The sequence below is a fragment of the Micromonospora sp. NPDC050784 genome (genome assembly GCF_044456765.1).
Lineage (GTDB): Bacteria > Actinomycetota > Actinomycetes > Mycobacteriales > Micromonosporaceae > Micromonospora > Micromonospora foliorum.
In genome coordinates this window covers 202,424-227,652 of sequence record NZ_JBITGG010000005.1, presented here as the reverse complement: position 1 = coordinate 227,652, position 25,229 = coordinate 202,424, and the positions used below count along the sequence as shown (strand labels likewise).

The 25,229-nt window shown below is 70.6% G+C and carries 26 protein-coding genes; 21 read left to right on the top strand and 5 right to left on the bottom strand.

Annotated elements, in window-relative coordinates:
- Window positions 1-13: 13 nt before the first annotated feature.
- Together ACIBD9_RS09280 and ACIBD9_RS09275 are read left to right on the top strand one after the other, a co-directional pair.
- Window positions 14-343, top strand: a complete 330-nt coding sequence (locus tag ACIBD9_RS09280; protein ID WP_396716011.1) for a phospholipase — start codon at window positions 14-16, stop codon at window positions 341-343.
- 458 nt (window positions 344-801) lie between these two features.
- Window positions 802-1,059, top strand: coding sequence for a WhiB family transcriptional regulator (locus ACIBD9_RS09275; protein WP_007455784.1), 258 nt, complete (start codon window positions 802-804; stop codon window positions 1,057-1,059).
- Window positions 1,060-1,228: 169 nt separating this feature from the next.
- Here the strand turns inward: ACIBD9_RS09275 and ACIBD9_RS09270 are convergent, their stop codons facing one another.
- Entirely contained in the window at window positions 1,229-1,678 is a 450-nt protein-coding gene (locus ACIBD9_RS09270) for a metallopeptidase family protein (protein WP_074316962.1), read from the bottom strand.
- Window positions 1,679-1,831: 153 nt separating this feature from the next.
- On the opposite strand from ACIBD9_RS09270, the gene ACIBD9_RS09265 reads away from it, so the two are divergent.
- Window positions 1,832-2,200 carry a DUF3499 domain-containing protein gene (locus ACIBD9_RS09265; RefSeq protein ID WP_091394110.1) on the top strand — a complete coding sequence of 123 codons (369 nt, stop codon included), beginning with the start codon at window positions 1,832-1,834 and terminating at the stop codon, window positions 2,198-2,200.
- A gap of 145 nt (window positions 2,201-2,345) precedes the next feature.
- Here ACIBD9_RS09265 and ACIBD9_RS09260 read toward each other — a convergent pair whose 3' ends face one another.
- Window positions 2,346-3,692, bottom strand: coding sequence for an aspartate aminotransferase family protein (locus ACIBD9_RS09260; RefSeq protein ID WP_396716009.1), 1,347 nt, complete (start codon window positions 3,690-3,692; stop codon window positions 2,346-2,348).
- Window positions 3,693-3,833: 141 nt separating this feature from the next.
- On the opposite strand from ACIBD9_RS09260, the gene ACIBD9_RS09255 reads away from it, so the two are divergent.
- From ACIBD9_RS09255 to ACIBD9_RS09245, 3 genes are all read left to right on the top strand, one after another.
- Window positions 3,834-3,983: a hypothetical protein gene (locus ACIBD9_RS09255; RefSeq protein ID WP_396716007.1), complete on the top strand. Its 150-nt coding sequence runs from the start codon at window positions 3,834-3,836 to the stop codon at window positions 3,981-3,983.
- Window positions 3,984-4,303: 320 nt separating this feature from the next.
- Entirely contained in the window at window positions 4,304-5,047 is a 744-nt protein-coding gene (locus ACIBD9_RS09250) for a Scr1 family TA system antitoxin-like transcriptional regulator (protein ID WP_396716193.1), read from the top strand.
- Window positions 5,038-5,250: a DUF397 domain-containing protein gene (locus ACIBD9_RS09245; RefSeq protein ID WP_396716005.1), complete on the top strand. Its 213-nt coding sequence runs from the start codon at window positions 5,038-5,040 to the stop codon at window positions 5,248-5,250. The genes ACIBD9_RS09250 and ACIBD9_RS09245 overlap by 10 nt, the downstream gene beginning before the upstream one ends.
- A gap of 82 nt (window positions 5,251-5,332) precedes the next feature.
- Here ACIBD9_RS09245 and ACIBD9_RS09240 read toward each other — a convergent pair whose 3' ends face one another.
- Window positions 5,333-5,845, bottom strand: a complete 513-nt coding sequence (locus ACIBD9_RS09240) for an Lrp/AsnC family transcriptional regulator (protein ID WP_238659941.1) — start codon at window positions 5,843-5,845, stop codon at window positions 5,333-5,335.
- Window positions 5,846-6,060: 215 nt separating this feature from the next.
- On the opposite strand from ACIBD9_RS09240, the gene ACIBD9_RS09235 reads away from it, so the two are divergent.
- From ACIBD9_RS09235 to ACIBD9_RS09170, 14 genes are all read left to right on the top strand, one after another.
- A complete protein-coding gene (locus tag ACIBD9_RS09235) occupies window positions 6,061-7,245 on the top strand; it encodes an extracellular solute-binding protein (RefSeq protein ID WP_396716003.1) in 1,185 nt (394 codons plus the stop codon).
- A 5-nt stretch (window positions 7,246-7,250) separates the two neighbouring features.
- The gene (locus ACIBD9_RS09230; protein ID WP_396716001.1) at window positions 7,251-8,402 is read left to right on the top strand and encodes an ABC transporter ATP-binding protein; all 1,152 of its coding nucleotides are present in this window, start codon (window positions 7,251-7,253) and stop codon (window positions 8,400-8,402) included.
- A complete protein-coding gene (locus ACIBD9_RS09225; RefSeq protein WP_396715999.1) occupies window positions 8,399-9,307 on the top strand; it encodes an ABC transporter permease in 909 nt (302 codons plus the stop codon). Before ACIBD9_RS09230 ends, ACIBD9_RS09225 begins: the two co-directional genes overlap by 4 nt.
- 55 nt (window positions 9,308-9,362) lie before the next feature.
- The gene (locus tag ACIBD9_RS09220) at window positions 9,363-10,199 is read left to right on the top strand and encodes an ABC transporter permease (RefSeq protein ID WP_396715997.1); all 837 of its coding nucleotides are present in this window, start codon (window positions 9,363-9,365) and stop codon (window positions 10,197-10,199) included.
- 78 nt (window positions 10,200-10,277) lie between these two features.
- Window positions 10,278-11,744 (top strand): NAD(P)/FAD-dependent oxidoreductase, encoded by a 1,467-nt coding sequence (locus ACIBD9_RS09215; RefSeq protein WP_396715995.1) that lies wholly within the window; start codon window positions 10,278-10,280, stop codon window positions 11,742-11,744.
- A complete protein-coding gene (locus ACIBD9_RS09210) occupies window positions 11,744-12,925 on the top strand; it encodes a saccharopine dehydrogenase family protein (protein WP_396715993.1) in 1,182 nt (393 codons plus the stop codon). The genes ACIBD9_RS09215 and ACIBD9_RS09210 overlap by 1 nt, the downstream gene beginning before the upstream one ends.
- A 271-nt stretch (window positions 12,926-13,196) precedes the next feature.
- On the top strand, window positions 13,197-13,940 hold the full coding sequence (locus tag ACIBD9_RS09205) for a G5 domain-containing protein (protein WP_396716191.1): 744 nt from the start codon (window positions 13,197-13,199) through the stop codon (window positions 13,938-13,940).
- Between the two features lie 316 nt (window positions 13,941-14,256).
- Window positions 14,257-15,039: a DUF559 domain-containing protein gene (locus tag ACIBD9_RS09200; RefSeq protein ID WP_396715991.1), complete on the top strand. Its 783-nt coding sequence runs from the start codon at window positions 14,257-14,259 to the stop codon at window positions 15,037-15,039.
- Window positions 15,040-15,454: 415 nt separating this feature from the next.
- Entirely contained in the window at window positions 15,455-16,120 is a 666-nt protein-coding gene (locus ACIBD9_RS09195; protein WP_396715989.1) for a response regulator transcription factor, read from the top strand.
- Entirely contained in the window at window positions 16,117-17,181 is a 1,065-nt protein-coding gene (locus tag ACIBD9_RS09190; protein ID WP_387167130.1) for a sensor histidine kinase, read from the top strand. The genes ACIBD9_RS09195 and ACIBD9_RS09190 overlap by 4 nt, the downstream gene beginning before the upstream one ends.
- A 73-nt stretch (window positions 17,182-17,254) precedes the next feature.
- Window positions 17,255-18,265, top strand: coding sequence for a threonine/serine dehydratase (locus tag ACIBD9_RS09185; protein WP_396715987.1), 1,011 nt, complete (start codon window positions 17,255-17,257; stop codon window positions 18,263-18,265).
- Window positions 18,262-19,392, top strand: coding sequence for a D-alanine--D-alanine ligase family protein (locus ACIBD9_RS09180; RefSeq protein ID WP_396715985.1), 1,131 nt, complete (start codon window positions 18,262-18,264; stop codon window positions 19,390-19,392). The genes ACIBD9_RS09185 and ACIBD9_RS09180 overlap by 4 nt, the downstream gene beginning before the upstream one ends.
- On the top strand, window positions 19,389-20,066 hold the full coding sequence (locus ACIBD9_RS09175) for a M15 family metallopeptidase (RefSeq protein WP_396715983.1): 678 nt from the start codon (window positions 19,389-19,391) through the stop codon (window positions 20,064-20,066). Before ACIBD9_RS09180 ends, ACIBD9_RS09175 begins: the two co-directional genes overlap by 4 nt.
- 57 nt (window positions 20,067-20,123) lie before the next feature.
- The gene (locus tag ACIBD9_RS09170; protein WP_387167144.1) at window positions 20,124-20,798 is read left to right on the top strand and encodes a hypothetical protein; all 675 of its coding nucleotides are present in this window, start codon (window positions 20,124-20,126) and stop codon (window positions 20,796-20,798) included.
- 39 nt (window positions 20,799-20,837) lie between these two features.
- Here ACIBD9_RS09170 and gabT read toward each other — a convergent pair whose 3' ends face one another.
- Window positions 20,838-22,145 carry a 4-aminobutyrate--2-oxoglutarate transaminase gene (gene gabT, locus ACIBD9_RS09165; RefSeq protein WP_396716189.1) on the bottom strand — a complete coding sequence of 436 codons (1,308 nt, stop codon included), beginning with the start codon at window positions 22,143-22,145 and terminating at the stop codon, window positions 20,838-20,840.
- Between the two features lie 27 nt (window positions 22,146-22,172).
- Window positions 22,173-23,609, bottom strand: coding sequence for a gamma-aminobutyraldehyde dehydrogenase (locus ACIBD9_RS09160; protein ID WP_396715981.1), 1,437 nt, complete (start codon window positions 23,607-23,609; stop codon window positions 22,173-22,175).
- Between the two features lie 143 nt (window positions 23,610-23,752).
- Here ACIBD9_RS09160 and ACIBD9_RS09155 point away from each other — a divergent pair, with 143 nt between their 5' ends.
- Window positions 23,753-25,192, top strand: coding sequence for an aldehyde dehydrogenase family protein (locus ACIBD9_RS09155; protein WP_396715979.1), 1,440 nt, complete (start codon window positions 23,753-23,755; stop codon window positions 25,190-25,192).
- Window positions 25,193-25,229: the final 37 nt, after the last annotated feature.

The following is a 25,229-nucleotide window of genomic DNA, read 5'->3' as shown; positions in this document are numbered from 1 at the left end:
CGGGGAGCGAGCGATGCACGAGCACGCGTACGGGCCGTCGGAGACCGGGAGCGTCGTCCTCGATCTCGGCGGCGACACCGGCGCCCTGATCGTCTACACGGGTCGGGATCTGCACGGCCGGGAGATCGAGATCAGTCGCGACGATGACCGGCGGGTCCATTCGGCGGTCCGCGAACGTCGAGTGCGGGACGGCTCGTTCCACAGTGCGGTCTATCCCGATCTGCCAAGCGGGATCTATACCGTCTGGTGGGACGACCGTACGCCCGCCGGCACGATTTCTGTCCATGGTGGAGCGATAGCCGAGTTCGCCTGGCCCAGCAGCGGTTTTGGGGTCGCCGGCTGACCTCGACGCATTGGTTGCACCGCCGCGCCCCGTCCACGATGTGGACGGGGCGCGAGTGCTGTCCGCAGCTCGACGGGCAGTCTGCGCCCCGCCGCGTTAACCTGTCCCCCACCAAGATCAGCTTAGGGGTGGAGGTCTCTGGTGCCGTCCGGTCGGCGACTCGTCGGGGAAGCGCCACGGCAGAAAAGTCGGGCAACTCGCCGGGAAGGGCGTTACTCGGCCGGGGTCTGAATCGATAGGGCAGGTTGCGAGGCTGGACGGCCCGAGTGGCCGGCCGGGGGTGTCGGGAGGGCGACTCCATTATCAAGTTTGGCTTGACGGCGCACGCATTACACGCGTGTAATTTGAATGGGGTTGTTCGCACGGAACGCAACAAAACGGGACCGGACGGACAAGCACGCCTTTCGCGTGGGGGGTTGCAGCGGCGATGACGCCGGTGCGCGACAAGGAGGCATTTGATGGACGGCCAGCTTGAGGTGGCCGACCTGCTCGGAAACGCGCCGGAGTGGCAGGAGCGGGCGTTGTGCTCGCAGACCGACCCCGAGGCGTTCTTTCCCGAGAAGGGCGGCTCGACCCGCGAGGCGAAGCGGATCTGCTCGCGTTGCGAGGTCAAGACCGAGTGCCTTGAATACGCTCTGGGGCACGACGAGCGGTTCGGCATCTGGGGAGGGCTCTCCGAGCGGGAGCGGCGCAAGTTGAAGCGACGGGCCGCCTGAGCGGTGTGAGGTCGAGGCGGGGGGCCGCCTGAGCGGTGCCAGGTCTGGGCGGGGGGCTGCCCGGGTGGTGTGAGGTCGAGGCGGTGGGGGCCGCCCGACTCTCCGCTCGGGGGTTGGGTCCGCTCGGGGTTGGCTCAGGCTCGGGGGTTGGTTCCGCTTGGTCGTTGGCTCAGGCGAGCTCGTCCGGGTCTACCCCGAGAAGGTTCGCCACCTGTTCGATGATCACGTCATGGACGAGATCGGCGAGGTCCTCACGGTCCATCGCCCGGAACTCCAGGGGCCGCCGGTACAGCACGATCCGCGGCGGCACCTCCTGCCGACCCGGTCGGCCGGGCAGCAGCCGGGCCAACGGGACCTCGCCGTCCTCCAGCACATCCGAGTCGTAGACGTTCAGGTCCGGCGGGACGTCCTCCACCGCGAACTCGACCCCTGCCAGCTCCTTGGCGAACCGACGCTCCAGCGTCTCCACGGTGTCCAGGACCAGGTCGTCGAACACCTCGGCCTTGGTCCGCGCCAGCGGCACGGTGGCCGGCACCAGCCGTCCGCGCAGGCCGCGCCCGTGCCGGTCACGATGCGCACGCCGGCCGGAGCCGGGGCGGCGGTGTTCCGGGCTCGTCATGAGGCAAAGGGTAGCGCCCGCGTCGGGCTCGCCAGCGGCAGCGCCGCTCCCGTGGCGCGGCGCGCCCAGGACGCTCGACTGTGATCACCATGACGGGCGTGTCGCAACGCGAAGCGATGCGCTGGACCCGGTAATGGAGATACCCTGCCGCACGTGAGGTCACCACGGCGCTGCTCCCGTAACGGCTGCCCCCGGCAAGCGGTCGCCACATTGACCTATGTCTACAACGAGTCGACAGCGGTGGTGGGGCCGTTGGCGGCGTTCGCCGAGCCGCACACGTACGACCTGTGCGAGCCGCACGCCCGCAGCCTCACCGCGCCGCGGGGCTGGGACGTCGTCCGGCACGAGGGCGAGTTCGAGCCGCCTCCGCCCACCACGGACGACCTGGTCGCGTTGGCCGAAGCGGTCCGCGAAGCCGCCCGCCCGGCCCCCCGCCCGCCGGAGCCGGACCAGAACCGTCCCGAGAACCCCCACCAGACCGGCCGCCGAGGCCACCTCCGAGTAATCCCCCCCAACCACTAACCCCGTACGCAGGCCGGCCCCCGCCCTTCGGGGGCCCAGCCTGGCCCCCGCCTTCCCGACGTTGATCAAGAGGTTTCGGTCATCAGCCGGCGCGTTTTTGACGCAAACCTCTTGATCAACACCAGTGGGTGGGGTTTGTGGTGGGTTAGAGCTTGGCCCAGGCTTGGGTTAGGACTGTGCGGAGGATCTGCTCGATCTCGTCGAAGTGCTGCTGCTCGGCGATCAGGGGTGGGGCCAGCTGGATGACGGGGTCGCCCCGGTCGTCGGCCCGGCAGTAGAGGCCCGCCTGGAACAGGGCGGTGGAGAGGAAGCCGCGCAGTAGGCGCTCCGACTCGGCCTCGTTGAACGTCTCCCGGGTGGTCTTGTCCTTGACCAGTTCGATGCCGTAGAAGTAGCCGTCGCCGCGGACGTCGCCGACGATCGGCAGGTCGTACAGCTTCTCCAGGGTGGCCCGGAAGGCGTCCTCGTTGGCGCGTACGTGCCCGACCAGGTCCTCACGGGCGAAGACCTCCAGGTTGGCCAGGGCCACCGCGCAGGAGACCGGGTGGCCACCGAAGGTCACCCCGTGGGCGAACATGCCGGTCTCGGTGAGGAACGGTTCCATCAGCCGGTCGCTGGCGATCATCGCGCCGAGCGGGGCGTAGCCGGAGGTGATGCCCTTGGCGGTGGTGATGATGTCCGGCTGGTAGCCGTAGCGCACCGCGCCGAAGTACTCGCCCAACCGCCCCCACGAGCAGATCACCTCGTCCGAGACGAGTAGCACGTCGTACGCGTCGCAGATCTCCCGTACCCGATCGAAGTAGCCGGGCGGCGGCGGGAAGCAGCCGCCGGAGTTTTGCACGGGCTCCAGGAAGACCGCGGCGACAGTGTCCGGCCCCTCCCGCTCGATGGCCCGACCGATCTCGTCGGCGGCCCAGCGGCCGAACGCCTCGGGGTCGTCGCCGTGCTCGGGCGCCCGGTAGAAGTTCGTGTTCGGCACCTTGATCGCGCCCGGCACCAGTGGCTCGAAGTCGCTCTTGATGCCCGGCAGGCCGGTGATCGACAGGGCGCCCATGGAGGTGCCGTGGTAGGCGATGTACCTGCTGATCACCTTGTACTTGTTGGGCTTCCCCGTGCGCTTGAAGTAGGCGCGGGCCAGCTTCCACGCCGCCTCGACGGCCTCGGAACCTCCGGTGGTGAAGAAGACCCGGTTGAGGTCGCCGGGGGTGAGCGAGGCGATCCTCTCGGCCAGTTCGATGGCCTTCGGATGCGCGTACGACCAGAGCGGGAAGTAGGCCAGCTCGCCGGCCTGCTTGGCGGCAGCCTCGGCCAGCTCGGTGCGGCCGTGGCCGGCGTTGACCACGAAGAGCCCGGCGAGCCCGTCCAGGTAGCGGCGACCCTGCGCGTCCCACACGTACGCTCCCTCGCCGCGCACGATCGTCGGCACCTCACTGGCGGAGTAGCTCGCCATCCGGGTGAAGTGCATCCAGAGGTGGTCGGTGGCGTTGGCCATGTCAGCCCCATCGGTCGTCGGGCCGGTCAAAGGGGTGAGGCCGGCCGCTCTGTCAACGGTTATCGCACAGTCTCATCCTCCGAAGCAAGTGTTATCGGCGGTATCACGGTCAGTTGGCGACGGATTTAGCGCGCAGCCGTCATGGACGCAACGGAATCCGCACTCCCGTCGGTCGCTCTGATCGGCGGCCGGCAGGAGTCGAAGGTGTGCTGGTGGCTGCCTTTGGAGCTGATCTGCCGCCGGCTCGATCTACTCGGGTTCGCTGAAATCGCGGTGTCCGGGCGCGGCTGATACCGCGATATCAATGAAGTCGAGTGGATCAAGCGCGGGAGGTCAGGCGGCGCGGGCCGGGGCCCGGGAGCGGGTCTTAAGGACGCCGGCGGGGCACCTCGGGGGCGGTCCGGGGGCACTCTGGAAGCGCGCCAACACGTCCCACCGCAACACGCCGGTAGGTCGCAGACACGGAGACGCAGCGTGGCTATCGTCCGCCGCAACGTGCATCGAGCGGCGTCACAGCGCGCCTGCTGGGCGGCGGAGCATTCCGGATCGTCCGTTACGGCACGGAGGAGCGGCGGGAGGGTCCGGTGGCGAACGAGGCTTTGCGGGTGGCGATGGCCGAGGTGGGGGAGACGGTCGAGTCGTTGGCCGAGAAGGTCGGCGTCGACCCCAAGACGGCGGCGCGGTGGCTCGCTGCGGGGCGCATCCCGCATCCGCGTACCCGGGTGGCGGTGGCGGAGGTTCTATGCCGGGACGCGGCTGACCTCTGGCCGGAGCCGTTCCGTCGTCGTGACCTGCCGTGGTTCCGGCCGTGGGCCGAGTTGGAACAGGACGCCACCTCGCTCCGGTGGTACGAGCCGCTGCTCGTGCCGGGTCTGCTGCAAACCGAGGGGTACGCCCGGGCGATCCTGGGCACCGGCGGGCTGGTGGCACCGTCCGAGGTGGACCAGATCGTGGCGGGCCGGCTCGAACGGCAGGCGGTCCTGTGCCGTGATGCTCCACCGCAGCTCGTGGCGGTGGTCGACGAGGTGGTGCTGCGCCGGCCGGTCGGCGACCGCGCCGTGATGGCCGGCCAACTGGCCCACCTCGCCAATGTGGCCGAGTGGGAGCACGTGCAGGTCCGGGTCATCCCGGCCGAGAGCCCGTGGCACACCGGGCTGGCCGGACCGTTCATTCTGGGGCGGCTGCCCGACGGGGCGGAATTGGCGTATCTCGACAATCAGCTCCGCGGCCAGGTCGTGACCGATCCCCTCGACGTCGCTAGCCTGGGACGCAGGTGGGAGAGCGTCACCGGGGAGGCGTTCCCCCAACGACGGTCGATCGAGCTGATCAGGGAAGTGGTCACGACATGGACATGACCGACGCCCGCTGGCGCACCGCAACCCGCAGCAGCAACAACGGCGGCGCTTGCGTCGAGGTGGCCGACAACCTGCCCGGCCGGGTGCTGGTCCGCGACAGCAAGGACCGCGACGGCGGCACCCTGACCTTCCCCCCGGCCGCCTGGTCGTCGTTCATCGGCGCGGTGGGCGCGGTCGCAACGGTAGGCGCGACGGGCCGCTGATCCACTCGGGTTCACGGAAACCGGGGCATCACGGCGGCCGGGACACCCCGACTTCCGGAAAGCCGAGTGGATCAAGGGAAGTTCAGGCCGTACCCCAGGTGTAGGTCTGCTTGCGCAGCTTGAGGTAGACGAACGCCTCGGTGGAGAGCACCCCGGGCACCGCGCGCAGCCGTTGCAGGATCTCCAGCAGGTGGTCGTCGTTGCGGCAGACCACCTCGGTGAGCAGGTCGAACGACCCGGCGGTGATCACCACGTAGTCGACCTCGTCCAGCTCGGCCAGCCGATCCGCGACCGCCTCCAGGTCGCCGTCGGTACGTAGGCCGATCATCGCCTGCCGGTTGAAGCCGAGCTGGAGCGGATCGGTCACCGCCACGATCTGCATCACGCCGGAGTCCAGTAGTCGCTGCACCCGCTGACGGACGGCCGCCTCGGACAGCCCCACCGCCTTGCCGATCGTCGCGTACGGGCGGCGGCCGTCCTCCTGGAGCTGCTCGATGATCTGTTTGGCCACGTCATCCAGCAGAGCGTGATTGGCGCCTTCACGGACAGCGACGCGTCGACCGCCGTTGCTGTTCTCGTGCTGCCGGTTTGTCATTGCCCGCTCCCCATGTCCCGAATCGTGATGTCGCGCGTGTATCCCCGCGCAGTCTGGCGTATTTCGTCGTGCATCGCTATTCCCGCAACGGAATCCCTTGTAAGGGAGGTCACCTCATGTCAGGATCAGTCGTCCATGGCACTTGACCCTCCCGACATTCCCGCCGGCGTGCCTCCCCCGTCCCGCCCGCCGACGATGACCCCCTAGGAGTCGTCATGCGTACTCCCCTCCGGCCCCTCTCCCGGCGTGGACTGCTCACCGGCACTCTCGGTTCGGCCGCCCTGCTCACCATGGGCGGCAGCCTCGCGGGCTGCGGCACCAAGGGCGCGCAGCAGACCGAAGCTGGCTGCGTCAGCGAGGACCTCTCTAGCACCGAGAAGAAACTGGCCTTCGCCAACTGGCCGCAGTACATGGACGTGGACGACAAGGACGAGTCCAAGCGACCGAGCCTCGACGAGTTCATCACGAAGACCGGCATTCAGGTGACCTACACCGAGGACATCAACGACAACAACGAGTTCTTCGGCAAGGTGCAGAACCAGCTCGCCGCCTGTCAGAGCACCGACCGCGACATCATCGTGCTGACCGACTGGATGGCGGCCCGGATGATCCGGCTCGGCTGGATCCAGAAGCTGGACCCGGCGAAGATCCCGAACGTGCAGGCCAACCTGCTTCCGTCGCTGCTCAACCGCCCCTTCGATGCCGAGAACCGGATCTCCATTCCGTGGCAGTCCGGCCTCGCCGGCCTGGCGTACAACGGCAACGTCACGAAGGAACTGCGGACGGTCGACGAACTGCTCACCCGCCCCGACCTCAAGGGCAAGGTGACCGCGCTCAGCGAGATGCGCGACACCATGGGCCTGCTGCTCGGGTCCAACGGGCACGACCCGGCCAACTTCACCGCCGCCCAGTTCGACGACGCCCTCAACAAGCTCAAGAAGGCCGTCGACTCCGGGCAGATCCGCAAGTTCACCGGCAACGACTACGCGCCCGACCTGGCCAAGGGCGACATCGCCGCGTGCATCGGCTGGTCCGGCGACGTCATCCAGCTCTCCACTGAGGACGAGAAGGTCCGGTTCGTCGCGCCGGACTCCGGCGTGATGCTCTACAGCGACAACATGATGGTCCCCAACAAGGCCACCCACAAGGGCAACGCCGAAGCGCTGATCAACTACTACTACGAGCCGGCGGTCGCGGCGAAGCTGGCCGCGTACGTCAACTACATCTGCCCGGTCAAGGGCGCTCAGGCCGAGATGGAAAAGATCGACCCCGAGCTGGCCGCCAACCCGCTGATCTTCCCGGACGAGGCGCTGCTGTCGAAGTCCAAGGTGTTCATGGCCCTGGACGAGAAGCAGGAGAAGGAGTACGAGGGCAAGTTCCAACAGGTCATCGGGGCGTGAGGAGGATGGCGCGCGAGACACCCGCCGGCGACCTGCGCCTGGCCAACCTCACCAAACGGTTCGGCGTCTTCACCGCTGTCGACGACCTGAGCCTGACCATCGAGCAGGGCTCGTTCTTCGCGCTGCTCGGCGCGTCCGGCTGCGGCAAGACCACCACGTTGCGGATGATCGCCGGCCTGGAAGAGCCGACCAGCGGCCAGGTGCTGCTCGGTGACCGGGACATCGCCCGACTGCGGCCGTACAAACGACCGGTCAACACCGTCTTCCAGAGCTACGCGCTCTTCCCGCACCTGAACATCTTCGAGAACGTCGCCTTCGGGCTGCGCCGACGCGGCATCCGCTCGGTCGACGACGAGGTCACCCGGATGCTGTCGCTCGTGCAACTCGACGGCTACGGCAACCGCCGCCCCGCCCAGCTCTCCGGTGGTCAGCAGCAGCGGGTCGCGCTGGCCCGCGCACTGATCAACCGGCCGCAGGTGCTGCTGCTCGACGAACCACTGGGCGCTCTCGACCTCAAGCTGCGCCGACAGATGCAGATCGAGCTGAAGCGGATCCAGACCGAGGTCGGCATCACCTTCGTCCACGTCACCCACGACCAGGAGGAGGCCATGACCATGGCCGACACCGTCGCGGTGATGAACGCCGGCCGGATCGAGCAGTTGGGTGCCCCGGCCGACATCTACGAGTTTCCCGCCACCGCCTTCGTGGCGAACTTCCTCGGCCAGTCCAACCTGCTCGCCGGCGAGGCCACCGGCGCCAGCGGCGGCGACGTCGCGGTGACGGCGCACGGCACGCGCTTCTCGGTGCCCGCGGGCCGGTCGCGGGCCGACCACGGCCCCGTCCACCTGGGGGTACGCCCGGAGAAGCTGATTCTGGTCGGCTCCGCCGACCAGGTGCCCGCTGGGCATCAGCACGTCACCGGGGTGGTCACCGACGCCTCCTACGTGGGAGTCAGCACGCAGTACCTGCTGCGCACCGGCTGGGGCACCGAGTTGTCGGTCTTCGCCGCCAACAGCGGGACATCGGCGCGGGTGGCAGTCGGCAGTGAGGCCGTGGCGTACTGGGATCCGCGGCACGCGTTCCTGCTGCCCCGCGACGCCGCCGACAGCGACCGGACGTCACCGGTGCTCGACGAGCCGGTGGGTGCGTCGTCGTGACCCTGCTGGCCCCCACCGGATCGGGGCACCCGCCACCCGCGCCACCGGCAGCCCGTTCCGGGCGGCGCCGACTCCTGCCGTACCTCCTGTTGTTGCCCGGCGCGGCCTGGCTGCTCATCTTCTTCGGTGTGCCGCTGGTGCAGTTGGCGGCGGCCAGCCTGTACGACCCCAGCGGCTCGCTGTCCACCGGGTACGCGATGACCTGGGCGGTCGGCAACTATCCGGACGTGGTGCAGGCGTACTGGCCGCAGTTCCTGCGCTCGTTCGGCTACGCCGGGCTGGCCCTGGTGCTGGCGTTGCTGCTGGGCTACCCACTGGCGTACGCCATCGCGCAGAAGGCCGGCCGCTGGAAGAACCTGCTGCTGGTGTGCGTCGTCGCGCCGATGTTCACCAGCTTCCTGGTCCGGACGCTGGCCTGGAAGACGATCCTGTCGGACAACGGCGCGCTCGTCGGTCTGCTCCGGGACGTGCACCTGCTCGCCCCGGACGGCCGGCTGTTGGCCACCCCGTTCGCTGTGGTGCTCGGCCTGACGTACAACTTCCTGCCGTTCCTGGTGCTGCCGCTGTACGCGAGCCTGGAGCGGCTGGACCACCGGCTGCTGGAGGCGGCCACCGACCTGTACGCGAGCCCGGTGCAGGCGTTCCGTCGGGTGACCCTGCCGCTGTCCATGCCCGGTCTGGTCGCCGGCACGCTGCTGTTCTTCATCCCGGCCAGCGGCGACTACATCAACGCGGAACTGCTCGGCACCCCGAACGAATACATGATCGGCAATGTCATCGACTCGGCGTTCCTGGTCCGACTGGACTACCCGCAGGGCGCCGCGCTGTCGTTCCTGCTGATGGCGGCGATCCTCGCGGTGGTCTTCGGCTACCTGCGCAGGGCTGGCACGGAGGAGGTCCTGTGAGCGCGAGGAGTGCAGCGCAGCGGAGCCCCGCAGTCGGGGACGAAAGGCGGCTCTGATGAGGGTTTCCCGTTGGCTGGCGGACCGCTGGGTGATGATCGTGGGGTTGCTGGTGCTCGGCTACCTGGCGCTGCCCATCCTGGTGGTGGCCGCTCTGTCGTTCAACCGGCCGTCGAGTCGACTGTCGTACGACTTCAACGAGTTCACCCTCGACAACTGGCGGCAGCCGTGCGCCACCTCGGACATGTGTGACGCGGTGGTCCGCAGCGTGCAGATCGGCTTCATCGCCACCGTGGTCGCCACCGTGCTCGGCACCCTGATGGCGTTCGCGCTGGTCCGGCACCGGTTCCGGGGCCGGTCCGGGATCAACGTGCTGATCTTCCTGCCGATGGCCACCCCGGAGTTGGTGATGGGCACGTCGTTGCTGGCCCTGTTCGTGTCGGCGGGCGTACCGCAGGGGTTCTGGACCATCGTGATCGCGCACGTGATGTTCTGCGTGTCGTTCGTGGTCGTCACGGTGAAGGCGCGGCTCGCCGGGATGGACCGGCGGCTGGAGGAGGCCGCCATGGACCTCTACGCCAACGAGTGGCAGACCTTCCGGCGGATCACCCTGCCCCTGGTGCTGCCCGGCATTGTGGCCGCCGCGCTGCTGGCCTTCTCGTTGAGCTTCGACGACTTCATCATCACGAACTTCAACGCCGGCACCACCGTCACCTTCCCGATGTACGTCTGGGGCGCTGCCCAGCGTGGCATCCCCCCGCAGGTCAACGTGATCGGCACCGCGATGTTCGCGGTCGCGCTGCTGCTCGTCGGGCTCAGTTCGCTGCGCGGTCGACGGGCCCGCCGCGCCAACCTGCTGGCCGGGCCGGCACGTCCCGCGCGTCGGCCGTCATGACGCCCCCGCCTGCGGTTCGGCCGACCGGTGGGCCGTCATGACGCTCCCGGATGCGGTTCGGCCGACCGGTGGGCCGTCATGACGCTCCCGCATACCGGGTGGGCACTGGCCGACGCGGCACCGGTGCCGTACTGGCTCGATCGCCCGGACCGCCCCGACCCGCTGCCGCCACTGGCTGGTCGGCACTCCGCCGACCTGCTGGTGATCGGTGGCGGTTACGGCGGACTGTGGGCCGCATTGTTGGCGAAACAGGCGGACCCGGACCGGGACGTGCTGCTCGTCGACGCCGGGACCTGCGGTTGGGCCGCGTCCGGCCGCAACGGCGGGTTCTGCGCCGCCTCGTTGACGCACGGTCTCGCCAACGGCGTCGACCGGTTTCCCGACGAGGTCGGCGAGTTGGAACGCCTCGGCCGGGAGAACCTGGACGCCATCGCCGCCACCGTCGCGAAGTTCGACATCGACTGCGACTTCGAGCGCACCGGTGAGCTGGCCGTCGCCGTCGAGCCGTACCAACTCGACGGGTTGGCCGCCGACGCGGACCTGGCCCGCCGGTACGGCCACCGGGTGCGGCTCCTGGACCGCGACGAGGTGCGCGCCGAGGTGCACTCACCGACGTACCTGGGCGGGATGTTCGACGCCGACCGGGTGGCCATGGTGGACCCGGCGAAGCTGGCCTGGGGTCTGCGCCGCGCCTGCCTCGACCTCGGCGTACGCGTGCACGAGCACACCCGGGTCACCGGCCTGCGCACCGACAGTGCCGCACTGCACGCCAGCACCCTGGGCACCGATCCCGCCGCCCACCCGGCCGACCCTGGCCGGGCCGGCACCGGGGCCACCGGCAGACCCGGCTCGGTACGGGCGCGCCGGATCGTGCTGGCCACCAACGCGTTCCCGCCGCTGCTGCGCCGACTGCGGGCGTACCTGGTGCCGGTCTACGACCACGTGCTGATGACCGAACCGCTCACCCCGGCCCAGCGCGACGCCATCGGGTGGCGCAACCGGCAGGGGCTCGCCGACACCGCCAACCAGTTCCACTACTACCGGATCACCACGGACGGGCGGATCCTCTTCGGCGGCTACGACGCCGTCTACCACTACGGCAATCGGGTCGCGCCCGAGCTGGAGCAACGACCGGCCACCTTCACCACCCTCGCCCGCCACTTCTTCACCACGTTCCCGCAGCTCGCCGACGTGCGGTTCAGCCACCGCTGGGGCGGTGTCATCGACACCTGCACCCGGTTCTGCCCGTTCTTCGGCACCGCCTACGGCGGTCGGCTGGCGTACGCGGCCGGCTACACCGGCCTCGGCGTCGGGGCCACCCGCTTCGGCGCCCGGGTGCTGCTCGACCTGCTCGACGGCGGGAACACCCCGCTGACCGGGCTCGATCTGGTTCGCCGCAAGCCACTGCCGTTCCCACCGGAACCCGTCCGCGCGGTCGGCATCAATCTCACCCGCTGGTCACTGGCCCGCGCCGACGCGCGTGAGGGCCGGCGCGACCTCTGGCTCCGTACTCTCGATCGTTTCGGTTTGGGGTTTGATTCCTGATGCGTGTCCTCCTCGTCGGCGCCGGTGGCGTCGGCTCCGCCGCCGTAGCCATCGCCGCCCGACGGGCCTTCTTCGAGATCATGGTGGTCGCCGACCACGACCCCGTTCGCGCCGAGCGGGCCGTCGCCGGGCACGGTGCCCGGTTCGTCGCCGCCCAGGTGGACGCCTCCTCGGCCGACGCGGTCACCGCGCTGTGCCGGGAGCACCGGATCACGCACGTGCTCAATGCCGTCGACCCGCGGTTCGTCATGCCGATCTTCAACGGTGCGTTCGCGGCCGGCGCGGACTACCTGGACATGGCGATGTCGCTGTCACACGCCGAGACCGGGGTGAAGCTCGGCGACGAACAGTTCGCGCTGGCCGACACCTGGTCCGCGGCCGGTCGGCTGGCGCTGTGCGGCATCGGCGTCGAGCCCGGCCTCTCCGACGTGTTCGCCCGCTACGCCGCCGACGAACTGTTCAGCGAGATCGACGAGATCGGCGTCCGAGACGGCGCGAACCTCACCGTCGACGGGTACGACTTCGCGCCCTCGTTCTCCATCTGGACCACCATCGAGGAGTGCCTCAACCCGCCGGTCGTCTGGGAGCGGGACCGGGGCTGGTTCACCACCGAACCGTTCTCCGAGCCGGAGGTCTTCCACTTTCCGGAGGGGATCGGGCCGGTCGAGTGCGTCAACGTCGAGCACGAGGAGGTGCTGCTCATCCCGCGCTGGGTCAAGGCGCGGCGGGTCACCTTCAAGTACGGCCTCGGCGACGAGTTCATCGACGTGCTCAAGACGCTGCACAAGCTCGGTCTGGACGCGGTCTCCCCGGTGCGGGTCCGCGGCGTCGACGTCTCCCCGCGTGATGTGGTAGCCGCGAGCCTGCCCGACCCGGCCACGCTCGGCGCCCGAATGCGCGGCAAGACCTGCGCCGGCACCTGGGTACGCGGCCTCGGCCCGGACGGGCAACCCCGCGAGGTCTACCTCTACCACGTGGTCGACAACGAGTGGTCGATGCGGGAGTACGGGCACCAGGCGGTGGTCTGGCAGACCGCCGTCAACCCGGTCGTCGCGTTGGAGTTGCTCGCCACCGGCGCGTGGGCAGGTGTCGGGGTGCTCGGCCCGGAGGCGCTCCCCCCGATGCCCTTCCTCGACCTGCTCATCGGCTACGGCTCGCCCTGGGGCTTGGAGGAACGGTGAGTCTGCCCGGCTGACGGCATCGCGACAGTTACGTCGTCGCCGTTGGACACCCGATCGCTTGTCGCTCCGGTGCGTGGGGGTCTGCGGCTTTTGTTGGTGCCGACACGCGCACGATCGGCCCTGCTCTGCTGACCCGCCGGGTTGCCGCGCCTGTCGACACGGTGCCCGCAAGTGCGCCCACCGATCCTTCATGCGAAGCGAAAGGCGCAGGTGACAAACGCGACGGTGGATATTGCACACTGTGTTTGCGACGACACTCATCGCCGTGACGATGCAACCACCACAGAACCCGGGGCCGCCGTACCCGCAGTCGTTCGGCGAGACGCCGCGACCGAACTGGTTCCGCCGAGCCACTCCCGCCAGCCGCGTCGCCGTGATCCTCGGCTCGGTGGCCCTGTCGATCCTCCTGCTCTGCTGCGCCGGCACCGCCATCGTCGGCGCGTTGACCGGCGAGCCGGAGCCCAGCAAGACCGGTACCGCCGCCGAGGAGCCGCAGCAGCCGATCCTGGCGGCGTCCGGCGAGCCGACGGAGGAGGCCCTCGCCCTGGCGGAGTCGCCGGTCGCGGTGCCCTCCACCGTGCCCTCGTCGGCGGCAGCCGCGCCGGTGGTGCAGGTGACGACCGTGACGGAGCGGGCCGCGATCCGGTACGGCGAGCGGACCGTCAAGGACTCGTCGCTGGCCGAGGGCAAACGGGTCGTCCGCACCAAGGGCGTGAACGGCGTGCGGACCCTGACCTACGAGGTGACCACCACCGACGGCGTGCGGACGGCCAAGAAGCTGGTCAAGTCCGTCGTGGCGAAGCAGCCGGTGACCCAGGTCGTCGCCGTCGGCACCCAAAAGCCACAGTCGTCGAAGTGCGACCCGAACTACAGCGGCTGCGTCCCGATCGCCAGCGACGTCGACTGCGCGGGTGGCAGTGGCAACGGCCCCGCCTACGTCAGCGGGCCGATCAGGGTGATCGGCGACGACATCTACGACCTGGACCGAGACGGCGACGGCATAGCCTGCGACTAACCCCCGCCCTGGCCCCCAGCCCCGCTGAACCGCTGGACCGCGTCGATCATGGAGTTGTGGTGGGCGGAAAGAGCTGTTCCGAGGCTTCTGTCCGGCACCACAACTCCATGATCGACGCAGGCAGTGGAACTCGGCGCATAGCACGGATGGGCTGAACTTCGGCGGTTGTGCACAGGCCTGCTAGTTGTCCACAGGGTGCTGGGCTGGGGTCGAGAGTTGCTGGCCTGGTGCTGCAGATTCCTGCGGCATGGCAGAGCCTCTGTATCGATACTCGGAGTTACTCGCGGCCGGCCTTAGTCGGGAACAAGTTCGCAGGTTGCTCGATCTGTCCAGCCTGCACCGGATGTCGCGGAGCATCTACGCGCCGTCAGCCGACCAGGCTGGACGCCTACCGGCAATCTTCCGGCGGCTGCCCGCCACAGCCGTCGTCGGCTTTCACACCGGCGCGCAACTGCATGGCTTCGGTGACGTCCGAAGCCCTGACGTCCACGTGATCGTGCCGGCGGGGGAGAAGGTCCCGAACATTCGAGGCGTCGTTACCCACGAGGCGGTGCTGCCGGTGCGTGATCCGGTGCTGCTCGCCGGAGTGCCTTGCGCGCCCGCCGTCAGGTGCGCGGTGGACCTGGCCCGGTCGTTGCGTCGGATGGAAGCGATGCCGCTGCTGGATCTTTGTCTTCGCGTAGGTGCCTGCCAGCCCGAGGAGCTTCGGGTCGAGGTCGCTCGGCACGATCGTTTGCGGGGAGTCTGTCAGGCGCGCGATCTCGTACCGCGCGCCGATCCTCGGGCAGAGTGTCGGCAGGAGAGCCAGCTGCGCCTGGTGCTGATAGACGGCGGTTTGCCACCGCCGGAGCCGCAGATCTGGGTCCCAGACAGCTACGGGATACCGCTCTACCGCCTGGATCTGGGGTACCGGCAACACCACGTCGGCGTCGAGTACGACGGGTCATCTCATCTGGACCGTGCTCGCCTCCAGCACGATCGCTCTCGAATGAACTGGCTCGCCGCCAACGGCTGGCAAATGCGCCACTTCACGGACCGGGACCTCTACCGTCGTCCCGCCCACATCGTGCGAACCATGATTCCCCTCCTGCGCCCCTAGCCCACTCCCTCCCTTTCACCCCATCGCTCCCGTCGATCATGGAGTTGTGGTGCCTCACGAAAAGCTCGAAACGGGATTTAATCCCCACCACAACTCCATGATCGACTGTCCGAGGGCCGAGGGCCGAGGGCTGAGGGCCGAAGGCCGGGGGCTGGGGCAGGGCTGGGGCTGGGCGGGCGCGTTCGGGGTCTTCAAGGGGGCGCCGTGACGCAGGTCACTCCTCATGTCGGCGCCGTGGTTGTTGGGACGGACCGCGCAGATGGCGTGAGACGGGCACGAAGTCGGCGGGGCCGGGCTTGCGGTGGTTTGCCCGCTGGACACTCGCGTGGAGGATGGCTGCGGCGGGTGCTTACAGAACCCTTAACCCGGGCCTGCGACGGTATGCCGGGCAAGCCGAACTCGGGGAGCGGAAAACGTGCGGGTGCTGGTGGCGGACGACGAGCGGTTGTTGGCGGACACGGTGGCCGAAGGGCTGCGGCGCCTTTCGATGGCCGTCGACGTCTGCTACGACGGTGACGGTGCGCTGGAGCGGGTCGGGGTGAACCGGTACGACGTCGCGGTGCTGGATCGGGACATGCCCGGGCACACCGGCGACGAGGTGTGCCGCAGCATCGCCGACTCACAGGTTGGTACCCGGGTGCTGTTGCTCACCGCGGCGGCCGGCATTCGGGACCGCGTGGAGGGCCTCGGCCTCGGCGCGGACGACTACCTGACCAAGCCGTTCGCCTTCGCCGAGTTGGTGGCCCGGGTGCAGGCCCTCGGGCGACGGTCCACGCCGGCGCTGCCGCCGGTGCTCGCTCAGGACGGCCTGGTGCTGGACGTGGGCCGGCACGTGGCCGCCCGGGACGGCCGCCCGCTCGCGCTGAGCCCCAAGGAGTTCGCGGTGCTGCACGTGCTGCTGCGCGCCGACGGTCAGGTGGTCAGCGCCGAGGAGTTGCTGGAGCAGGCCTGGGACGAGTTCGCCGACCCGTTCACCAACGCCGTACGGGTCACCGTGATGACCCTGCGCAAGAAGCTCGGCGACCCCGCGATCATCCACACCGTTCCGAAGGCCGGCTACCGCATCGGTGGTACGGCGTGAGCTGGACGCCCCGACGTCGGGTGCTGCTGGTGGGGCTGCTGGCGCTGCTGGCCGGGCCGCTGCTGCCGGCGATCGGCAAGTGGCTGACGGGCGTGACCTGGACCTGGGGGCAGCAGTTCTGTGACCTGCCCATGCCCGGGTTGTCGACGGTGTGCCGCGACGTGCGGCCGGGGGCGTTCGTGCTGCCCCTGGCGGCCGTACTGCTCGTGACAGTGGCCGCCCTGGTGGGGCTCTGGTTCGGCGCGGTCTGGTGCCTGCGCCCGGTCGCCGACCTGGCCGGGCCGATCGGGCACCTCGGCCCGCAGAACCTCGGCCACCGGATCCGGCCCCGGGGCCGCGACGAGTTGGCCCGGCTGGCCCGGGCGATCGACGAGATGATGGAACGCGTCTCCGCCGGGTACGAGGGGCAGCGGCGGTTCGCCGCGAACGCCTCGCACGAGCTGCGTACGCCGCTCGCCGTGCAGCGGACGCTCATCGAGGTCGGCATGGCCAGGGCGCTCAGCGGCGAGCAGCTGGAGTTGTTGACCGGTCAGCTGCTGGAGACCAATGAGCGCAACGAACGCCTGATCGAGGGCCTGCTCGCGCTCAGCGAGAGTGACCAGGGCCTCCGTTCGCGGATACCCCAGCGGTTGGACACGATCGTCGAGGCGGTGCTGGCCGGGTACCTGGACCGGGCCCGGGAGGCTGAGATCACCATCGAGACCAACCTCGCGCCCCGAGTCGTCGTCGGCGAGCGGGTGTTGCTGGAGCGACTGGTCACCAATCTGGTGGAGAACGGCATCAAGTACAACCGGCCGGGCGGCTCGCTGACCGTCGTGGTGAGCGGCGTGCCCGCGCTGTCCGTGGTCAACACCGGTCAGCCCGTGCCGGCCGAGGCGGTGGCCGGTCTGTTCGAGCCGTTCCGCCGGCTCGCCCGGGACCGGACCTCCCAGGGCGGCGGGGCCGGTCTGGGCCTGGCCATCGCCCGCTCGATCACACAGGCGCACGACGGCATCATCGCGGCCCGGCCCGCCGAGTACGGCGGTCTGCGGGTCGACGTCCAGCTACCCACTCTGACCTGACACTTCCACCCACCTTTCCCGGGGTCCACGTACCGCTGGATCCCGGGAGTGGTGTGCCCGAAAAGGAGAGATGATGTCACGCACCGTTGGCCAGGTCCGGCCCGATGTCGAGGAGGCCAGCCGCTGGCTTGCCGGCCGCGTGGTCCGCACGCCCGTGCTGCGGTCCCCGGTGATCGACGAGCTCGCCGGGGCGCGGGTCCTGCTCAAGGCCGAGAACCTCCAGAACGGCGGCTCCTACAAGATGCGGGGCGCGCTGCGCGCGGTCGGCCGCCTCGCCGCGGCCGGCCACAGCGGGGTGATCGCGCAGAGCACCGGAAACCACGCGGTGGCGGTGGCCTTGGCGGCCCGGCAGCACGGGCTCGCGGCGACAGTGGTGCTGCCGGTCGACGCGGCGCCGACGAAGGTCGACCGGGCACGCGCGGCCGGGGCCCGGGTGGTCTTCGCCGGCACCGGCGTCGAGGAGCGGGTGGCGGTGGCCAACGGGCTCAGCGACGAGAGTGGTCACCCGGTCATCGACGCGTACGACCACCCGGACGTGATCGCCGGGCAGGGCACCGCGAGCCTGGAGCTGATCGAGGAGGCCGAGCGCGCGGGGACGCCGTTGGACGCGCTCGTCGTACCGGTGGGTGGTGGTGGTGGGGTGGCCGGCGCGTGCCTGGCCGCCGCCGGCTCCGGCATCGAGGTGTACGGCGTGGAGCCGATGGGCTGCGACTCGCTCGCCCGCAGCCTGGCGGCAGGCGTTCGCGTGCCGGTCGTGTCGGCGCCCACCATCGCGGACGGGTTGCGGCCGTCCTGCGTGGGTGAGCTGCCGTTCGCCATCGTGCGGGACACCCTGCGCGGGGTCGTCCGAGTCGACGACGACGAGATCGCGGCGGCGTTCCGGCTGATCCTGACGGAGCTGAAGGTGCTCGCCGAGCCGTCCGGGGCGGCCGGCCTGGCCGGCGCCCTTCGGCTTCCGCCGGGGAAAGACCGGCGGCGGACGATCGGCGTGGTGCTGACCGGCGGAAACGTGGAGGCGGCGTTGGTGGCCCGGTTGATGGCCCCGCGTTCCGCCGACCTGGCTGGGGAAGGGGCGGCGGCGTGAGCGCGCCGATTCGGATCGGAATCCTGTTCGGTGGACCGTCGGCGGAGCACGAGGTGTCGTGCGCCTCGGCGCTCGGGGTGGCCCGGGCGCTCGCCGGCGGCGGCTACCGCACGGTCGCCATCGGCGTCACCCGCACCGGCGGTCTTCGGCTGATGCCCGACGCGCTGCTGGCCGAGTTGCGCGACCGACCAGCCGGTGAGCGGGCCATCGACGACCAGTTGGTGGTGACCGGGCCGGCCGTGGAGCTGCGGGCCGGTCCGCGTCCGGGCGTCGTGCAGGTGTCCGCCGGTAACGCCCCCGGCGCGGTGCACGCCGAGCTGGACGTGGTCTTCCCGGTGCTGCACGGTCCGTACGGGGAGGACGGTGTGGTGCAGGGGCTGCTGGAGTCGCTGAACGTGCCGTACGTCGGGTGCGGCATCCTCGCCTCGGCGGTGGGCATGAACAAGGTGGCGATGAAGCGGGCGCTGCGCGCCGAGGGCATCCCCGTCACCCCGTACGTGGCGTTCGACGCGCACACCTACCGGGCGGTCGACGACGCGGAGAAGCTGGTGACCGGGCTGAGCCGGCCACTCTTCGTCAAGCCGGCCAGCATGGGTTCGTCGATCGGCATCTCCCGTGTCGGTGAGGGTGACGACCTGGCCGCCGCCGTGGAGGAGGCGCTTCGCCACGACCAGCTCGTCATGGTCGAGCAGGGGGTCGCCGGCCGGGAGTTGGAGTGCGCGGTGCTCGGCGGCTGGCGTCCTGAGGCGTCGGCGGTGGGCGAGGTGCGGGTCACCGGCGGCTGGTTCGACTACCAGCAGAAGTACTTCGGCGACGCCGACCCGATGATCGTCCCCGCCGAGCTGCCGGACGAGGTGACCGCGCGGGTCCGCGAGCTGTCACTGCGGGCGTTCGCCGCGATCGGCGGTTGGGGTCTGGCCCGGGTCGACTTCTTCTACGACGAGACGGCCGGTGAGCTGTACGTGAACGAGCTGAACACGATGCCGGGCTTCACGGCGCACTCGATGTACCCGAAGGTGTGGGCCGCCGTCGGGGTCAGCTATCGGGAGGTGGTGGACCGACTCGTCGAGTTGGCCCGGGTCCGGCACGCGGAACGGTCCGCGAGCACGGCGGGGAGCGCCCGATGATCCTGCTCTCCGATCCCCGGGTGGCGGCGATGCCCAGCGCCGACGACGGCGAGGAGTTCGTGGACCTGCGTGAGCTGCCGGAGTTGCGGCTCGACGCCCGGGCGGCCGACCCGGCCGGGGCGTACGCCCGGTTGCGGGCCGGTGTCGTGGACCGCCTGCTGGCCGCGCAGCGCGCCCTGCCCGGTGGGCTGCGGCTGCTGGTGGTCGAGGGCTACCGGCCGTACCAGGCGCAACTGGCCATCTTCACCGGCTACCGGGACGAACTGCGCCGACGGCACCCGGACTGGTCACCGCAGCGGCTGCACCGGGAGACCACGAAGTTCGTCTCACCGGTCGAGGTGGCCCCGCACAGCACGGGCGGCGCGGTGGACCTGACGCTCTGCACCGACGACGGCGTGGAGCTGGACCTGGGCACGGCCATCGACGCCACCCCGGAGGACAGCGCCGACGCCTGCTTCACCGACGCGCCGACGATCGGTGGCGCCGCCCGTCGGCACCGGCAGGTCATGGTGGACGCCCTCGGCGGCGCCGGGATGGTGAACTACCCGACCGAGTGGTGGCACTGGTCGTACGGCGACCGTTACTGGGCGCTGATCACCGGGGCGCCGTGCACCCGGTACGGGCCGGTGGACCTGGCCGCCGCACGATCGATACCCGTGCCGGCTGAACGGTAGGACGCTCCGGTCCGTACCGGTGGGTGAAGGACACCACCGAGGACGGGAGTGACGGCGATGAGGGTGCAGCGCAGGCACGTGCTGGCGGCGAGCGTGGCGGTGCTCGCCGCGGTGGGCGTGTCGGTGGGGACCAGCTTCGGGTTCGCCGACACGGCCCCGGCACGTTCGTCGGTCTGCTCCGGCTCGGTCACCTTCTCGGCGGAGGGCGGTGCGCCGGCGGCGACCAGCGACCGGTTCCCGGTGGGTACCCGGCTGCGGGTGACGAACCTGGACAACAACCGGGCGGCCACGGTGACGGTGACCGGCCCGTCGGGCAGTTGCGTGCTGCTCAACGCGGCGGCCATGGAGCTGGTCCGGGAGCCGGGGAAGAACGTGATCCGCCGCAACGTGGTGGAACGCGTGGACGGCGCGGCACCGCCCGCCGCCGCACCGGCACCCGGCACGGTCCGCCCCGGCGCGGCGTCGCCCGGCGCGCCCGGGCCGGCGCCCCGGTCGGCGTGCTCGGGAGCGATCACCTTCTTCGAGGAGGCGGCCGGGCCGGCGGCGACCAGCGGGCAGTTCCCGGTGGGCACCCGACTGCGGGTGACCAACCTGGACAACAACCGGGCGACCACGGTGACGGTGACCGGCCCGTCGGGCAGCTGCGTGCTGCTCAACTCCGCCGCCATGGAGCAGATCCGCGAGCCGGGCAAGAACCTGGTGCGCCGCAACACGGTCGAGGTGCTGCGCTGACGTCGGGGGAGGGGCCCGTGCACCGGGCCCCTCCCCCGCTCAGCCGAAGGCGGCGTCGAGGAGATCGGCACCCCGGCTGAGCTGCTCGTCGGAGATCACCAGCGGGGGCAGGAAGCGCAGCACGTTGCCGTACGTGCCGCAGGTCAGGGTGAGCAGGCCGGCGGCGTGACAGGCCGCCGAGACCGCCGAGGTGGCGACCGGGTCGGGGGTGAGCGTGCCCGGCAGCACCAGCTCCACGGCGAGCATCGCGCCGCGGCCGCGTACCTCGGCGACCCGGGGGTCCCGCTCGGCGATGGCCCGTAGCCGGGGGACCAGCACCGACTCGATCCGTCGGGCCGCACCGGCCAGGTCCAGCTCGTGCAGGGTCTCGATGGTGGCCAGCGCGGCGGCACAGGCGATCGGGTTGCCGCCGTACGTGCCACCGAGCCCGCCCACGTGCACCGCGTCCATCAGCTCCGCCCGACCGGTCACCGCAGCCAGCGGCAAACCACCGGCGATGCCCTTGGCCAGTGTCACCAGGTCCGGTTCGACGCCCTCGTGCTGACAGGCGAACCAGTCACCGGTACGGCAGAAACCTGTCTGGATCTCGTCGGCGACGAAGACCACCCCGGCCGCCGTCGCCCAGGCACGCAGCGCGGGCAGAAAACCCGGCGCGGGTACGACGAAGCCGCCCTCGCCCTGGATCGGCTCGATGAGCAGCGCGGCGACGTTCTCCGCGCCGACCTGCTTCTCGATCATCTCGATGGCCCGGGTCGCCGCCTCCGCGCCGGAGAGCCCGCCATCGCGCAGCGGGTACGACATCGGCACCCGGTAGATCTCCCCGGCGAACGGCCCGAACCGGTGCTTGTACGGCATGTTCTTCGCGGTCAACGCCATGGTCAGGTTGGTCCGGCCGTGGTACGCGTGGTCGAACACCACGACCGCCGGCCGACCGGTGGCATGGCGGGCGACCTTCACCGCGTTCTCCACCGCCTCCGCGCCGGAGTTGAACAACGCCGAGCGCTTCTCGAACCCGCCGGGCGTCAACGCGTTGAGCTGCTCGCACACCGCCACGTACGACTCGTACGGCGCGACCATGAAGCAGGTGTGGGTGAACCGCTCGACCTGCGCCCGGACCGCCTCGACCACCCTCGGAGCCGAGTTGCCCACGCTGGTCACGGCGATGCCGGCGGCGAAGTCGATCCACTCCCGGCCGTCGACGTCGGTGATCGTCCCGCCGGACGCGTGGTCCACGTAGGACGCGATCACGCTGCCGACACCCCGGGCCACGGCACCGCCGCGCCGCTTGTGCAGCTCCTCGGACGTCGGCGCGGCGCCGCTCTTCGTTCGCGGCTGCGGGGCTCGCAAACCCGGCTCACTCCTCGCGCTCACGGTTCAGCCCTCGATGTTGTGCATGACGTGCTTGATCCGGGTGTAGTCCTCCAGGCTGTAGACCGAGAGGTCCTTGCCGTGCCCGGAGTGCTTGAAGCCACCGTGCGGCATCTCGGAGACGAACGGGATGTGCGTGTTGACCCAGACGCAGCCGAAGTCCATTCGGCGGGTCATCCGCATGGCCCGGCCGTGGTCCCGCGTCCAGACCGACGCGGACAGGCCGTAGTCGACGCCGTTGGCCCAGCGCACCGCCTCGTCCTCGTCGGAGAAGCGTTGCACGGTGATGACCGGCCCGAACACCTCGTCCTGGATGATCTCGTCGGCCTGCCGCAGCCCGGAGACCACCGTCGGCGCGTAGAAGTAGCCGCGTTCGCCCTGCCGGGACCCGCCGGTCTGGATGGCCGCGTGGTCCGGCAGGCGGTCCACGAAGCCGCTGACCCGGGTGAGCTGGTTGGCGTTGTTCAGCGGACCGTAGAGGACGTCGGCGTCGTCCGGGGCGCCGGTCTTCGTGCTGCGGGCCTGCTCGGCGAGCGCCGCCACGAAGTCGTCGTGGACGCCGGGGCCGGCGAGCACCCGGGTGGCCGCCGTGCAGTCCTGCCCGGCGTTGAAGTAGCCGCCCAGGGCGATGGCCTCGGCCGCCGCCGCCACGTCCGCGTCGTCGAAGATCACCACCGGGGCCTTGCCGCCCAACTCCAGGTGGGTCCGCTTCAGGTCGGGGGCCGCCGCGGCGGCGACCTCCATGCCCGCGCGGGTCGAGCCGGTGATCGACACCAGCTGCGGGGTCGGGTGCGACACCAGGGTACGACCGGTGTCCCGGTCGCCACAGACCACGTTGAACACCCCCGGCGGGAAGAACTCGGCGGCGATCTCGGCGAGCAGCAGCGTCGACACCGGCGTGGTGTCCGACGGTTTGAGCACCACCGTGTTGCCGGCGGCGAGCGCGGGGGCGATCTTCCAGACCGCCATCATCAACGGGTAGTTCCAGGGGGTGACCTGCGCGCAGACGCCGATTGGCTCACGCCGCACGTAGGAGGTGTGCCCTGCCAGGTACTCCCCGGCGGACCGCCCCTCCAACATCCGGGCGGCGCCGGCGAAGAACCGGAACTGGTCCACCGCCGGGGGAAGCTCCTCCTCGGCGGTGAGCTGGCGGGGTTTGCCGGTGTTGCGCACCTCGGCGTCGACCAGTTCGGCGGCCCGCGCCTCCACGGCGTCGGCGAGCTTCAGCAGCGCCCGCTGCCGCTCGGCGGGAGTGACCTCCCGCCAGCTCTCGAACGCGGTGGCGGCGGCGCTCATCGCCGCGTCCACGTCGGCGGCGCCGGAGACCGGGGCCTGGGCGAACACCTCACCGGTGCAGGGGTCGATCAGGTCGGCGTAGCCGCCATCGACCGGGTCGACGTAGGAGCCGTTGACGAAGTTGCGCAGCTGCTGCTGGTCACTCATGACGGGATCACTCCGAGGGGGCCGGTGGCGCGGTTCTGCGGCGGTTATCGCAATCTCTCTGCCATCTTGGCCACCGAATTCGCGGCAGACAAGGGTTATCGCGACTGTTTCCGTCGGCGGGTCCCTCGGTTACGCTGCTCGGCGTGGAGCCCACACCCTTCTTCGTCGCCTCCCGTCCCGCCGCCGGCGAGGGTGAGCTGACCGTCCACCACCCGTACGACGGCCGCCCGGTGGGGCGTACCACGGTTGCCACGCCCGACCAGGTCGACGCCGCAGTCGCCGCGGCGGCCGGGGTGGCCGCGCAGGCCGCGGCCCTGCCCGCGCACGCCCGCGCGGCGGCCCTCGACCACGTGTCCCGGCGGCTCGCCGAGCGCGCGGACGAGATCGCCGCCCTGATCACCGCGGAGAACGGCAAGCCGCTCAAGTGGGCCCGCGCCGAGGTCGGGCGTGCGGTGTCGACCTTCCGCTGGGCCGCCGAGGAGGCCCGTCGCTTTTCCGGGGAGCTGCAACGACTCGACACCGACCCGGCCGCCGGCGGGCGGATCGCGCTGGTCCGGAGGGTGCCGCGCGGGCCGGTGCTGGGCATCACGCCGTTCAACTTCCCGCTCAACCTCGTCGCCCACAAGGTGGCGCCGGCCATCGCCGTCGGCGCACCGATCATCGTCAAGCCCGCGCCCGCGACACCTCTGACCGCGCTGCTGCTCGGCGAGCTGCTGGCCGAGACCGACCTCCCGGCCGGGATGTTCTCGGTGCTGCCGCTGCCCAACGACCGCGCCGCCGAACTGGTCACCGACCCCCGGCTACCCGTGGTGTCGTTCACCGGCTCCGGGCCGGTCGGCGCGGCTCTCCGCCGGGCCGCACCCGAGAAACACGTGACGCTGGAATTGGGCGGCAACGCGGCCGCGGTGCTCTGCGCGGACTGGACCGCCGACGAGGACCTGGACTTCGCCGCGCAGCGCATCGCGACGTTCGCCAACTACCAGGCCGGCCAGTCGTGCATCGCCGTCCAGCGGGTGTACGTGCACCACGCTCGCTACGCCGACTTCCTGCCCCGGCTGGTGGCGGCGGTGCGGGGGCTGCGGACCGGAGACCCGGCGTCCGAACTGACCGACGTCGGGCCGATGGTGTCCGAGGACGCGGCCCGGCGGGTGGAGACGTGGGTGGCCGAGGCCGTCGCCGCCGGCGGCACCGTCGAGGTGGGCGGCCTCCGCGACGGCGCGACCTACCCCCCGACCGTCCTCACCGGCGTGCCGGCGAACGCCAAGGTGGTGGCCGAGGAGGTGTTCGGGCCCGTGCTGGTGGTCGCCCCGGTCGCCGACGACCAGGCCGCGTTCGCCGCGGTCAACGACTCGGCGTACGGCCTTCAGGCCGGCGTCTTCACGCGGCGCTTGGACGTGGCCTTCGCCGCCGCCCGCGCGCTGGAGGTGGGCGGCGTGATCGTCGGCGACGTGCCGTCGTACCGCGCCGACCAGATGCCGTACGGCGGGGTGAAGGGCAGTGGCGTCGGCCGGGAGGGGCTGCGCAGCGCGATGGACGACTACACCGAGCCCCGGGTCATGGTGCTGACTGGCCTCGCCCTCTAGGCCGGAGGCGGTTGCCCTCCAGGCCGGTGGCGCCGCC